General features: G+C 65.2%; 14 protein-coding genes. 8 read left to right on the forward strand and 6 right to left on the reverse strand.

The window, feature by feature from the left end; all coding sequences use genetic code 11:
• Positions 1–15: 15 nt before the first annotated feature.
• Positions 16–1,677 (forward strand): putative ABC transporter permease subunit, encoded by a 1,662-nt coding sequence (locus LMT64_RS02080; protein ID WP_126351361.1) that lies wholly within the window; start codon positions 16–18, stop codon positions 1,675–1,677.
• A 573-nt stretch (positions 1,678–2,250) separates the two neighbouring features.
• Here LMT64_RS02080 and LMT64_RS02085 read toward each other — a convergent pair.
• The 6 genes from LMT64_RS02085 to LMT64_RS02110 all read right to left on the reverse strand — a co-directional run bounded on the left by LMT64_RS02085 (position 2,251) and on the right by LMT64_RS02110 (position 6,434).
• Positions 2,251–2,784 (reverse strand): P-loop NTPase family protein, encoded by a 534-nt coding sequence (locus LMT64_RS02085; protein WP_126351359.1) that lies wholly within the window; start codon positions 2,782–2,784, stop codon positions 2,251–2,253.
• Between the two features lie 146 nt (positions 2,785–2,930).
• On the reverse strand, positions 2,931–3,713 hold the full coding sequence (locus tag LMT64_RS02090) for a MerR family transcriptional regulator (RefSeq protein ID WP_126351358.1): 783 nt from the start codon (positions 3,711–3,713) through the stop codon (positions 2,931–2,933).
• Between the two features lie 75 nt (positions 3,714–3,788).
• A complete protein-coding gene (locus LMT64_RS02095; RefSeq protein WP_126351357.1) occupies positions 3,789–4,382 on the reverse strand; it encodes a nitroreductase family protein in 594 nt (197 codons plus the stop codon).
• 18 nt (positions 4,383–4,400) lie between these two features.
• A complete protein-coding gene (locus tag LMT64_RS02100; protein WP_229253301.1) occupies positions 4,401–4,751 on the reverse strand; it encodes a metallophosphoesterase family protein in 351 nt (116 codons plus the stop codon).
• A gap of 10 nt (positions 4,752–4,761) precedes the next feature.
• Complete coding sequence (locus tag LMT64_RS02105) at positions 4,762–5,169, reverse strand: metallophosphoesterase family protein (RefSeq protein WP_229253302.1); 408 nt, start codon at positions 5,167–5,169, stop codon at positions 4,762–4,764.
• Entirely contained in the window at positions 5,166–6,434 is a 1,269-nt protein-coding gene (locus LMT64_RS02110; RefSeq protein ID WP_126351356.1) for a uracil-xanthine permease family protein, read from the reverse strand. The genes LMT64_RS02105 and LMT64_RS02110 overlap by 4 nt, the downstream gene beginning before the upstream one ends.
• A 137-nt stretch (positions 6,435–6,571) precedes the next feature.
• Here LMT64_RS02110 and LMT64_RS02115 point away from each other — a divergent pair, with 137 nt between their 5' ends.
• The 7 genes from LMT64_RS02115 (at position 6,572) to tatC (ending at position 12,531) form a co-directional block, all read left to right on the forward strand.
• The gene (locus LMT64_RS02115) at positions 6,572–6,958 is read left to right on the forward strand and encodes a hypothetical protein (RefSeq protein WP_229253303.1); all 387 of its coding nucleotides are present in this window, start codon (positions 6,572–6,574) and stop codon (positions 6,956–6,958) included.
• A gap of 91 nt (positions 6,959–7,049) precedes the next feature.
• Complete coding sequence (gene fabZ / locus LMT64_RS02120; protein WP_126351354.1) at positions 7,050–7,487, forward strand: 3-hydroxyacyl-ACP dehydratase FabZ; 438 nt, start codon at positions 7,050–7,052, stop codon at positions 7,485–7,487.
• 80 nt (positions 7,488–7,567) lie between these two features.
• A complete protein-coding gene (locus LMT64_RS02125) occupies positions 7,568–8,767 on the forward strand; it encodes an LptF/LptG family permease (protein ID WP_126351353.1) in 1,200 nt (399 codons plus the stop codon).
• Between the two features lie 39 nt (positions 8,768–8,806).
• Positions 8,807–9,961 carry an MGDG synthase family glycosyltransferase gene (locus LMT64_RS02130; RefSeq protein ID WP_126351352.1) on the forward strand — a complete coding sequence of 385 codons (1,155 nt, stop codon included), beginning with the start codon at positions 8,807–8,809 and terminating at the stop codon, positions 9,959–9,961.
• Positions 9,958–11,169 (forward strand): polysaccharide deacetylase family protein, encoded by a 1,212-nt coding sequence (locus tag LMT64_RS02135; protein WP_324295865.1) that lies wholly within the window; start codon positions 9,958–9,960, stop codon positions 11,167–11,169. The genes LMT64_RS02130 and LMT64_RS02135 overlap by 4 nt, the downstream gene beginning before the upstream one ends.
• A 289-nt stretch (positions 11,170–11,458) precedes the next feature.
• Complete coding sequence (locus LMT64_RS02140; protein WP_126351350.1) at positions 11,459–11,731, forward strand: twin-arginine translocase TatA/TatE family subunit; 273 nt, start codon at positions 11,459–11,461, stop codon at positions 11,729–11,731.
• 8 nt (positions 11,732–11,739) lie between these two features.
• Positions 11,740–12,531 (forward strand): twin-arginine translocase subunit TatC, encoded by a 792-nt coding sequence (gene tatC, locus LMT64_RS02145; protein WP_126351349.1) that lies wholly within the window; start codon positions 11,740–11,742, stop codon positions 12,529–12,531.
• The last annotated feature ends 21 nt before the right edge of the window (positions 12,532–12,552 follow it).

Raw genomic sequence — 12,552 nt, forward strand, 5'->3', positions numbered from 1 at the left:
CTGCCGCGGGTCCGCATGACCCGCCCGCCCTCGCTTCTCCGCCTCAAGGCCCGCGCCTCGGCCAATGCGTTTCGGCGTGGCAGCAAAGTCGGGTATGCGCTGCTGGGGGTGCTGGGGCTGACGCTGGTCTATGCCGAAGTGTGGGGCAGTTGGCGGGCGCTGAATTTTCTGGGGACTTTTGGCGATATCGGCATCGCGGTGTTTGCGCGGGTGCTGGAAATCGGCCTGATCGTGCTGACTTCCGGCGTGGCCTTTAGCGCCACCACTGCCGCCATCAGCACGCTGTACCTCAGCGACGACCTGAACTTTTTGCTGGCCCAGCCGATTCGCACGGCCCGTGTCTTCGGTCTCAAGGTGTTCGAGACGTTTCTCAGTACGGCGCTCGTTCCGCTGCTGCTCACGCTGCCCATCTTCTTCACGCTGGCCGTGTTTTCGCAGGCACCTTGGTGGGCCTACGCGGTTATTGTGCTGGCCAGCGTGGCCATTTTCGCCGCGCCGGTGGGCCTCGGCGCGCTGCTGGCGGTCGGCCTGATGCGGGTGGCCCCGGCAGGCCGGGTGCGCGACGTGGCGACCGGGCTGGGCGTCATTTTTAGTGCCGGGCTGGTGTTCGCGGTGCGGGCCATGCGCCCCGAAGCCATCCTGAACCAGATGACCAATCCCGCCGAATTCGAGCGCATCTTGCGCGAGTTCGCCAGTCCGACCCACCCGCTGCTGCCGCCGTCGTGGGCCGCCGAGAGTGTCTGGCAAGCGGCGCGGGGGGTGCTGCCGCTCTCCATTCTGCCGCTGCTGCTGCTCACGGGCGGGTTGCTGGCGCTTGCCACCTGGCTGGCGGGCAAAGCCTACCAAGAAGGCTGGGCGCGGGCGCTGGACTCGTCCACCCCGCGCCTTGATCCCCGGCCCCGCCGCGCCAGCCCCGGCGAGCGCTGGGCCGCCCGGCTGGGCGTAGGCGGGTCACTGGCCTACAAGGACTGGCGGCTGATCCTGCGCGACCCGACCCAGTGGAGCCAACTGCTGGTGGTGGCGGCGCTGGCGGGCGTGTACCTGATGTCAGTGCAGGGCGTGCCGCTGCCGTACCCGCAGTTCCGGGAGATTCTGGGCTATATCCAGCTGGTGTTTCAGGGCTTTATCGTGGCAGCGGTGGCGGTGCGGCTGGCTTTTCCGGCCGTCAGCACCGAAGCCCGTGCCTACTGGTTGCTGCGCACCGGCCCCATCTCGGCGCGGCAGATCGTGCTGAGCAAATACCTGTCTATCCTGCCAGTCACGCTGGTCCTGGCGCTGGCCCTGGCCGCCGCGAGTGGCCGAATCATGGCGGTGGGGGAGACGGTGATGCTGGTCAGCCTGCTGCTGGCGGTCAGCAACGCGCTGGTGATTACGGCGCTCGGCGTAGGCATGGGCGCCGCCGCCCCGCGCTTCGCTGCCGATAACCCTGCCGAAATCGGGGTCAGTCCGGCGGGCCTGGCTTTCATGGGCCTTAGCCTGCTGTACGCCACCGGCACGGCAGCGCTGCTGGGCAAGGCGGCGGTAGGCAGTGTGCTGCGCCCGGACCTGTTTCCGGGATATTCGGCGCTGTGGTCGCTGGAAGGGATGCTGGGACTGGGTGCCCTGTTATCGCTGACGGTGCTGGGCACCTGGGGGGCACTGCGCTATGGCTGGCGCGGTCTGGACCGCTGGGAGTGAGGCCGGGGCAAGCCGGGCTTTCTCGGTGCATTCGCCGTGAGAGTGCGGCTCCCTTTTTCAGTTCTCAATTATTCGCATCCTAGAGCTGCGTTCCGTGATGCCCAGACCTGCTGCAGGAAGGCGGGCGGTAGCTGCCGCAGAATCTCGGCCCGGTCCAAAGGCGGCTGCGCGTGCGTCTGGACAACGTGTCCCTGGTTGTCATAGTCCAGGCGCAGCACGCTGATCTTTTGCTCCCCTTGCCAGTGGACAGAGGTCACCCGGTCCCTGCGTCCGGCCCAGTCAAACCAGAAGTTCAGTTCAGTCTGGTCACGGGCATTCCTAGAGATGTTACGGAAGCGTCTGACCGTGCCGCGGCTATCCGACCACGGGGTTCTGATCTCCTGTCTCCCGCTGCATGGGTCGTGGAAGGTTCGGGTCGTTGCACGGTACTCGCCCGCTTGAATCTGACGTTTTACGAAAGTTACGTTGGTATCCACTGCGGCAGCTTGGGCTGCGGTGGACAGACCAGCGAGGCAGCACACCCACGGAATGCAATGAGGCCACAGCTTCATGCTTCATCCTGACATAGGCGGGTTAATGAATGCTCTGCCGCCGCTCCACCCGCTGCAGCCAGCGCCGCATCTCGGCGGGCGAGCGCAGCCGCACTACGTCCAGGTGAGGGTGGCGGGCCAGCTTCTGGCGGTTGCGGGTACGGTTTTTCCAGTGGGTCTTGAAAAACCAGACCAGGATGCCGTCACGCGAAAAGAGGGTCTGCCAGCGCTCCCGGTTGCCGTTCCAGAGTTCTTCACGGGTCCACATGCGCGTGAGGGTGCGTGTCAGCAGTTGCCGGAACACCACCGGCGCGGCGTAGTCCAGCCACACGGCAGTATCGGCGCGGGGCCAGCTGATGTCCTGGGCCTTGGTATAGTTGCCGTCCATGACCCAGGCATCTTGGGCAGTAAAGCGGTCTACCTGGGTGCGGAACTCGTCCAGCGGGGCTTCTTGCCAGCCGGGGAGATGATTCCAGGCGTCTTGCTCGGCGTGTGGCAGGTCCAGCAGGCATCCCAGTTCACGCGCCAGGGTCGTTTTGCCGCTGCCGGTTGTTCCGATGATCAGGATTCGCTGCATGAGAGGTAGGCTAGTGCGGAGGCCGGGGAGAGGGGATGGGCCAGATGGCGTAGTGGGCAGAAGGTGAGTATGACCTCCGCCTTCGGCCTGCCTTCTTCCTCATCAAAGCTGGCGCGAAGCTGCTACCGGCTGGGGACCGCCCAGGTTCAGGCTTGCTGGGCGTCGGCCCAGGCGGTCACTGCCGCCGTCTGATACGCGGCCAGCCCTGCGCCTGCCTGGTCAATGTTCTGCTGGAAACGCTCGTCACTGCTCCACAGCTGCGCCAGGCCGCGCAGCATGGTCGGCGGGGCGTCGTAGAACCAGCGCTCCAAGTGGGCATGGTGATCGGCGGCAATGGCTTGGGCTTCAGCGCTGCCTGCGCTCAGGCCCGCCCTCATCGCGCCCAGGTACCGGGTATTGATGGCGTCCATTTCGCCCCGAATGGTCTGCCAGTCGGCCCCCGTGTAGCGGCGCGTCCGCTCGGCGCTCTGGCGATAGGCATCGCTGTCGCCCCAGCGGGTCTGTACTTCGGCCTCATGGTCGGCAGGATCGTAGCCGCCGAATACTTCTCTGAAGTTTTCACTTTGCATGGTTTCTCTCCGGTCTTGATGTTCTAAAAAGGTGTCCAGAGCACGCAGGGTCCGGCCCAGCGCTGCGCGTTCTGCCAGCAGCCGGGCGCGTTGAGCGCTGAGGGCCGCCTCGGTTGCCTGTGGGTCGGCGTCCAGCAGCGCAGAAATCTCGGCTAGGCCAAAGCCCAGCCGCCGCCAGAGCAGAATCTGCCACAGGCGGGTCAGGTCGCCCGCAACATACAGGCGATAACCGGCGTCACTGCGCCCTGCTGGGGACAACAGCCCCAGGGCGTCGTAGTGGTGCAGCGTGCGGACGCTGACGCCGGTGATCTGCGCCACTTGGCTGACAGTATAGGTGGTGGGAGATGTTGCGGTGTTCATAGTGGGTTTGGGCAGAACGGAATCTGTCCATAGTTCACGCTAAGCCCTGACGTGGCGTGAGGGTCAAGCCCCCGGCTATGACTCCCGGAACCAGCGCACCCGGTCGGTGGCCTCGCCGCGCTGTCCCTGCGGCCACTCGCCGTCTACGTACCCCAGATAAATCAGCCCAATGGGACGGCAGCCTGCCTCAAAACCCAGGGCCTGCATGGTGTGCGGGTGCATGGAAGCGGCGTTGCTGATCCACTTGCTGCCCAGCCCCACGGCGCGGGCGGCCAGCAGCAGATTCTGAATGGCAGCGGCCGTGGCCCAGTCGTCCTCAAAAGGGGGGAGTTTGGAACCTTCAGGCGTTTGTGCGGCCACCATGATCCAGGCCGGGGCCTTGAGCTGGTTGGTCCGCTGCGTTTCTACCGCTTCAGGTGTGGCACTCTCGGCGCCCTTGTGGAGGGCCAGCGAATCGGCCAGCACGTCGGCCAGCCGCTCGCGTCCAGCACCAGTAAAGACGGCGAAGCGCCAGGGCTGAGTCAGGCCATGATTGGGTGCCCACTGCGCGGCGGTCAGCAGTTCCAGCAGGGTGTCCTCGGGGATGGGGCGGTCACTCAGGGCCGTCAGCGGCACAGTGCGGCGCTGACGGACAGCGCTGAGGGTGTCCAGGGAGGCGGTGGTCGTCATGACCCCCAGGGTAACGGGTCAGGGGGCGGGCGTGGGGGCAGGGTGCAGTGGATCATTCACGGGTTTCAGGATCAAGTCTATCTCGCCCTGATCCGGGGCGCGGTTCTCCCGAATCCAGCGGGCGGCCGCCTCCCGGTCATACTCCACCCGGCGGCGCTCCGCGTACCAGACGCCACTGCGCCGTTCCAGCAGCAGCCAACTGGTACGCGGGTCAGGGTCGTGGGTCCAGGTTGCTGGACCGGCACTCACCAGTAGGGTATCTCCAACTTGCCGGGTGTCGGCGCAGTGCATGTGACCGACGACATAGACCCTATACCCGCCGAAACCGTGCAAGCGCTCAGCCATTTCGGCCTCGGTGCGGCGGCGCATGACTCCAGTGTCATAGTCTAAGGTGAAGTAACAGGCTGTCCCAGGGCGAAGCGGGTGTGCCGTGCGAGGCCAGAACTTCACCGTCTGCCAGCACGGCCCTGAGCGGCAATGCGGCCAAGTGTTCCCGATCGGCCAGGGGAATGTGTTCGGCCAGCCACGCGCCCACGGCCTGCTTGTAGGGTGGCAACTCGGCAGGGGAGAAGGTCAGCAGTTCGTCGTTGTTGCCACGCACTTCTACCGCTCCCAAGCTGCGCTGCAGTTCCAGCGCCCGCAACGGGTCGGCCTGGCCCCAGACCTGATCGCCCAGGTTGACGGTCAGGTCGGGAGCGTGGGTCTGGATGTCCCGGATGACGGCCTCAGCGGCGAAGGCGTTGCCGTGTACATCACTCAGCACGGCAAGGCGCAGGGCGCTGCTCATACCTCCCCGGCGCCCGCATCGGCTTCCTCACGCTGGGTGGGCAGCAGCAGATTGGCCAGGATGCCCACCAGGGCGGCCAGCGCCATGCCCGACAGGGTCAGTTCAGTGCCGCCCAGTGCAATCGGGAAGGCCGCCCCGCCCAGGCCCAGCACCAGAATCAGGCTGACCACGATCAGGTTGCGCGAGTGTGCAAAGTCAATCTGTGCCTCGGCCAGCGTGCGAATACCTACGCTGGCGATCATGCCGAACAACAGAATCGAGACGCCGCCCAACACACCCTGTGGGAAGCTCTGCAGAACCGCGGCCAGCTTGGGCGAGCAGCCGTACAAGATGGCAAATATGGCAGCGATCCGGATGATCGCCGGATCATAAACCTTGGTCAGCGCCAGTACGCCAGTGTTCTCGGCATACGTAGTCGCGGCGGGACCGCCCATCACTGCGCTGCTCATGTTGGCGATGCCGTCGGCAAAGAGGGTCCGGCTGAGGCCCGGCTTCTGCAAAAAGTTCTGACCCACCACCCGGCCATTGACTACCACATCGCCCACATGCTCAATAAAGGTCACGATGGCGACTGGCGCGATGATGGCCACCGCCTGCCAGTTCAGTTCCGGGGCGTGAAAGTCGGGCAGGCCCACCCAGGCGGCTTGGCGGATATTTTGCAGGGCCGCCGTATCGACCGCACCCAGCAGCAGCGCGGCGATGTACCCGGTCAGCACCCCGATCAGGATCGGAATCATGCGAAACAGGCCACGCCCATACAGGCTGGCGAGCACAGCTGCCAGCAAGGTGATGACGGACAGCGGCCAGTTGTCGCTGGCCTGGTCAATCGCCACGCTGCTCAGGCCCAGGCCGATCACCATAATCACCGGCCCGGTCACGATGGGTGGGAAGATGCGCAGCACCTTTTCGGTCCCGAACAGGGCCACCAGCGCCGAGAACAGCAGGTACATCGCCCCGGCGGCGATCAGGCCACCAGCCGCAGCGCCCACGCCCATTTCCTTGACCACCAGCGCGGTCGGGGCGATAAAAGCGAACGAACTGCCCAGGAAAATCGGGACTCGCCAGCCGCTCAGGGCGTGAAAGATCAGCGTGGCGACCCCGGCCCCGAACAATGCCACGCTGGGGGGCAGGCCCACCAAAATGGGCACCAGCACGGTGGCCCCGAACATGGCGATGGAGTGCTGCACGCCCAGCACCAGTTTGCGCTGTAGCGGCAATTCGGCCGAGGGATGCGGGGCGGGCGCGGGAGCAGGAGCCTGGGTCATGTTGTGCCTGAGTTTAGGGCAGAAAGAGGAGGGGTGCGGGAGCATCAAACTGTGCAGTCGCTGTCTGCCCTCCTTCCCCCTCTGCCACCAACCCCCGCCATGCCCTGCGCTATGCTGAGTGGCAACCTATGAGCGCTGTGACGTCTGTCCCCACCCGAGCCACTGGGCGGCGAGCTTCTGTCTCGCTGGGGCGTGTGCTGCGTATTGTGGCTGCTTTACTGCTGGCCCTGCTGGGTCTGGGGCTGGCGGCATTCAGCATCAGCCGATTCGGGGCGCTGGGCGCGGGTGCGCCACTCTGGCTGCAGGCGGTCGCTTCGGGCGAATTGCTGCTGGGACAGCTGGTGTTCGGCGCGGGCTACGCGGCCTGGGACGAATTTGGCCGGGCCCTGGTGCAGGCGTTGCTGGCCAGCCTGTGTTTGGGTCTTGCCGCTGGAGTCTGGCCACGCCGCCGGCTGCGGGTGCAGCCTGACTCGCCGTATTCCTTCTCCTATCATGTGGATGAGGAGTGGGAGCGGGGCGCGTGATCAGGGGCTAAGGCGTTTTACAGTCGGGTCAGGAGCAGGGTAGAGAGCCGCCCCAACCAGCTCAACTGTTCTGCAGCGTACACTGGGGCTTATGTCTGAAGTCGCAACCCCGCTGATGATCAAGGACGTGCTGGAAACCCTGCCGCACCGCTTTCCTTTTGTGATGGTAGACCGGGTGCTGTCGGTCCAGGGCGGAGAAGTTCACGCCCTGAAAAATGTCAGCGTGAATGAGCCGTATTTCGTGGGTCACTTTCCACAGGAACCTGTGATGCCCGGTGTGATGATCACTGAGGCATTGGCCCAGGCCAGCATGTTTTGTCTGCACGGCGAGATGCCAGCCGGCACGGTGGGCTATCTGGCCGGGGTCGAGGGGGCACGTTTCAAGCACAAGGTGGTGCCGGGCGATCAGCTGCACCTCTACGCCAAACTGGAATTTCTGCGCCGGGGTTTGGGCAAGACGACCTGCCGCGCCGAGGTGGACGGCAAAGTGGTCGCGGAAGCCACCATTCTTTTCGCTGTCGCCAAGTAGAGGTCGGCCGAAGCCATGTTCATGTTCCTCTACCGCTTGGATGCGTCCCAGCCCAGCCCCGCTGTGCCAGGCAGGATGTAGTGCAGAGAATGACCCGCTACATTCTGGCCGAGCTGATTCCGCCGCTGCTGGCCGGCGTGCTGCTGTTCACGGCGCTGCTCTCGTTCGGGTATTTCTTTGTGAGCAGTCAGTGGCTGCAGGGCGTCCCGCCAGGGCTGGTGGCGCAGTGGATCGGCTATCAGTTGCCGGACACGCTGGTCAAAGTACTGCCGATGGCCGCTGTCCTGATGACCATCGTGGCCTTCGGGCGGCTGAACACCGAGCGCGAACTGGTGGCCCTGCAGTCCGGCGGTATCGGGCTGGGGCAGGCTGGGCGTCCGGTGGCCGTGGTCGGTTCGGTGCTGGCGCTGCTTTCGCTGTGGCTCAGTCTGTGGGTGGCACCGCAGGCCAATGTAGAAACCCGCAGCCTGTACTGGGACGTGCTGACCGGCAGTGGTCTGAGTAACCTGTCGGGCCGCACGCTGGATCTGGGCGGGGGCCTGAGTCTGCAGTGGCAAAGCTATGACCATGCCAAACGTCAGATGCAGAACGTCCGGGCCGAGCGCTGGGATAAGGAAAATCCCCAGCAGGCCGAAGTGGTGTTTGCAAAGAGCGGAAGTTTCGAGGACAACCAACTGCGCCTGAGTGACTATCAGGCCTTTACGGTGAACTACGCCGCCGCCGCCGACCTGGCCGCCGGAAGTCAGGATTCGGCCCCGGCAGACGCTGACCCTGCTGCCAATCTCCTGGCGTTACGCCAACAGGCCGAAGCGGTGAACGACCGGATCCGGGCGGTGTTTCCAGCCATCGTGCAAGGACCGGACCCAGCCCAGCCGCTGGTGATCGAAGCAGGCACCTCGCGCAAGGAAATGTTGGCCCAGTACGCCGACGCCATCGGGGCCGACACCCAGGGCTGGGATGAGCTGAGCGCCGTGATCCGTGATCCGAAGGCTGAGCTGGCTGAGCGTCAGGCGGCGGCCATGACCCTCAGCCGCAAGGTGGCGCTGCCATTCGGCAATCTGGTGCTGGCATTGGCCGCACTGCCGTTCGCGCTGCGGTTCGGGCGTAGCCTGGGCGTCAGTCTGGGCATGGCCCTGCTGGTGGCGCTGGCCTACTATCTGCTGACTGCTGTGGGTCTGACCCTGGCCGGCAGCAGCACAGGTCTGGCAGCGCTGCTGTGGCCCTGGCTGGGCAACGTGATGATGCTGATCACCGGGCTGCTGTTGCTGAGGAGAACGTGATAGGCACAGCAGATTCTCCTCAGCAGGTCGGGCAGCCTCATGCCCCCTAATTCGCCTGCCGCCTACCCCGCCGCCCTGATGGTGTCGGCGGCGTTCGGGGGTGGACACCGGCAGGCCAGTGCAGCGGTGGCGCAGGCCTTGGCGGCGCGGCTGGAGGGGCGCATCCAGCTGGATGAGGTAGACGCTGTGGACATGCTCAGTCCGCTGGAACGGGCCTTGATCGTCGGCGTGTACGACTTCTGGCTGCGGCATTGGCCAGCGGCGTACCATGCCTTTTACCGCTGGACCGACAGCGCGAATGAACCTGTGGCTGTCCTGAACACCTTCAACTGGCTGGGGCAGGCTGGCTTCCGACATGAATTGCGCCAGCGACAGCCCGGCCTGGTGGTAAATACTTTTCCGACGACCGTAGCGCTGGCGGACACTGTCAGGCGTAGGCAGCGCCTGGATTTTCTTAATGTCCTGGTCCTGACCGATTACCGCGTCCATCACCACTGGGCGCGGCCCCAGGCTGACCTGATCTTGCTGCCCACCGAGGCCACCCGCCAGGAGATGCTGGCCTGGGGCATGGACCCAGGGCGGCTGACGGTCACGGGCCTGCCGGTGTCGGCGGAGGTCACGCGCCTGAGCGGGCTGGACGCCTCCAGGCGCCAAGCGGAGATGCTACAGGCACTGGGTTGGACAGAAATGCCAGAGGCACCGATCATTCTGGTGTCGGGCGGCAGTGGGGTGTACCGCGGCTTTGATGAGGTGATCGGTACGCTCGGAAACCTGGGGACCCGCGCTGAGGTCCTGGTGGTGGCAGGTCCCAAAGCTCCCTGCACAGAGATGGTAGGTGGGGCCAGGGTGCATCATCTGGGCTACCGTCAGGACTTTCCAGTGCTGCTGGCTGGCGCCGCGCTGCTGATCGGCAAGGCGGGCGGGATGACGGTGGCCGAAGCTACTGCGCTGGGCATACCGCTGATCGTATACCAGCCTATTCCGGGCCAGGAGGAGCACAACGCCCGCCACCTGCTGAAGCAGGGCGCTGCGCTATGGCCGCGTACCCGTGCCGAGCTGCGCCGCGCTGCCCTGAATCTATTGGACCCGGGGGTGCGTGCCCAGATGGCCCAGAGCAGCCGTGTCCTGGGAGTACCGGACGCAGCCAGCCGCGCTGCCGAAGTGCTGCTGACTCGTCTGGGATGGGAAGCATGAAGCGGCGCTGGGCCTTCGCTGGCTTGCTGGCAGGCCTGGTCGGATACATCGGGCTGCCGTATGTGCTGATACAGCGCCTGGGCCTGGGCACCCTGCGTCAGGGGAAACTCTCTGAGGCGGCCGTGGCCCTCACTTTTGATGACGGTCCCGATCCGCAGTACACCCCCGCCGTATTGGACGCCCTGCGGGAAGCAGACATGCAGGCCACTTTTTTCCTGCTGGCAGATGCGGCGCGGCAACACCCGGAGCTGGTTCACCGTATCCAGGCCGAGGGCCATGAGATTGGCGTTCATGCCTTGCGTCACCGCCACGCCTGGGGACGCTGGCCCTGGGACGCCTACCGTGATTCCCGGCAGGCACAGAGGCATTTGCAGGAGCTGACGGGTGAGCGGCTGCGCTGGGGTCGCCCGCCGCACGGGGCTTATACGCTGGCCACCTGGGCAGGCCTGCGCCGGGCTGGGCTGACCCCGGTGCATTGGAGCGTTGAGGGCGGCGACTGGCGGCGCGGCGCCACTCCGCAGGATGTGCAGGCGCACGTGTTATCGGCAGTGCACGGTGGTGCGGTGATTGTATTGCATGACGGCGGCCCAGGAGCGCAGATCACGCCAGTGGCGCTGCCCAGCTTGCTGCTGGGCCTGCGAAAACGTGGGTATCGCTCGGTCACGCTCGGTGAGCTGGAGCAGCTGGGCGCAGCCCCAGTCACGCGGGCCCAACTGCCTGCCCGGTTGATGGCGGGGCTGGACCGCTGGTTGGATGCCCAGCTGAAGATTCGTCCCGCGCTGGGGCGTGAGGGGGGGTTGTTCCGTCTTCAGGCCCTGGGCTTCCCTTTGCGCGGCCTACACTTGCCGGATGACAAACCGCTACAGGCTGGTACTCCTGCGCTGGAATTCCATGTGAATAACCCGCTGCTGGTGGACCTGGGGCTGGGCCGCTTTATCCCCCGTGCCCGGCAGGAGTTCGGCTGGGTGGCACGGGACTGGGGGCAGAATCCCGCTTATGCCGAGGCTGAGTACCTTTACTGCCTCAGCGTGCATGGCCCGGTGCTGCGTCGCCTGGGTTTTCAGGAGGTGGCGCTGGCTCCCTTTGACCAGTGGCGGCTAGGGCTGTGGTCCCGGCTGATGCACCGTGTTTACGGCACAGAGCCGCGCCGCACCCCACCCGTGCTGAGCATCATCAGCCGCGCCGAGTTTCTGCGGCGATTCGGCTGAGTGCTCTCGCGAATGAAGTGAGTCACAGCTGCAGGCCTCCTGAAATGGCTGACATGCGTGACAGTTCGGGTGGTCGCCGCAGTGAGAGAGGCGAAGGGCAACTAAGCCCGGCGGGCTGCCTCACTGTGCAGATTGTTTTCACGTTCAACTGGGGCTGCCTTCCGCACTGAAAGGGTTCGGCACACAGCCGTTTTCCTGCTGGCTGGCCCTCCCCGCCTTCTTAACGCTGGCGCGCTAGGCTACAGCCCTGACCTGGAGCAGACTGCGCCGGGGTTACACTGGAGAAATTATGGGGCCTGTAGAACTGCTGATTATCGCCGCTGTCATTCTTGTGTTGTTCGGAGCGAGCAAGCTGCCGCAACTGGGCAAAGGCCTGGGGCGCGGCATCAAGGAATTCAAGGAAGAAACCCGTGAAGTAAGCCACCCCGGCCCGGACGCGCAGCCGCTGAATCCGGAGCTGCGTACCGGAACCCAGCGCGAGGTCGTGGATGTGGTGTCTACCGAGCTGCCCCGTGATGGCCGGAGCGTGGTCACCACCGAGGTGCGGGAGCGTCAGGGCTGAGCGCTGAGATGACCCAGCCTCCGGCAGAGCCGAACGCAGCGCAACAGCTTCAGACGGCGACCCTTTTGGAGCACCTTGGTGAGCTGCGGACCCGCCTGATCTGGTCGGTGGCTTTCCTGGCCGTCGGGATGGGCGTCGCCTTTACGGTGCACCAACCACTACTGGCGCTTCTCAAGGCCCCATTGAACGCCTCAGCACAGGTCCAGGCCGGCGAGGTCGTCCTGATCAGCACCACGCTGACCGGGCAGTTCATGGCGGCACTGAACCTCAGTTTCTGGGCGGGAATGGCCATCGCCCTGCCGCTGATCTTGACCCAGGTGTGGGCCTTTATAGCGCCGGGTTTGTACGCCCACGAGCGGCGCTGGGCGGTGCCGTTCATCCTGGGCGCGGGTGTGGCGTTCGCGGCGGGTGTCGCCTTTGGCTATACCTTCGTGCTGCCCGCCATGATCCGCTTTTTTCTGGATTTCCTGGCGGGGCAGGTTCAGGCCATGCCGGATGTCGCGCAGTACATCGGTATGGTGGTTACATTTCTGGTGGCGTTCGGCCTCTCGTTCGAGCTGCCGATTCTGGCGGTGCTGCTTACGCGGATCGGGCTGATCAACCATCATCTGCTGCGCCGGGGCTGGCGCGTCGCGCTGGTCGGCATCCTGATTCTGGCGGCGCTGATTACGCCCACGCCCGACCCCGGCACCATGCTGCTGGTGGCGGGGCCGCTGTACGTGCTGTATGAGCTGAGCATCGTGCTGTCGCGCATTTTTCAGGTTAAGGTGCCCGACGACGACGAACCGGTGCGGCTTTAAGGAGAAGGGCTGGCGGTGGGG

The sequence above is a fragment of the Deinococcus radiophilus genome (assembly GCF_020889625.1).
GTDB classification, from domain to species: Bacteria; Deinococcota; Deinococci; order Deinococcales; family Deinococcaceae; genus Deinococcus; species Deinococcus radiophilus.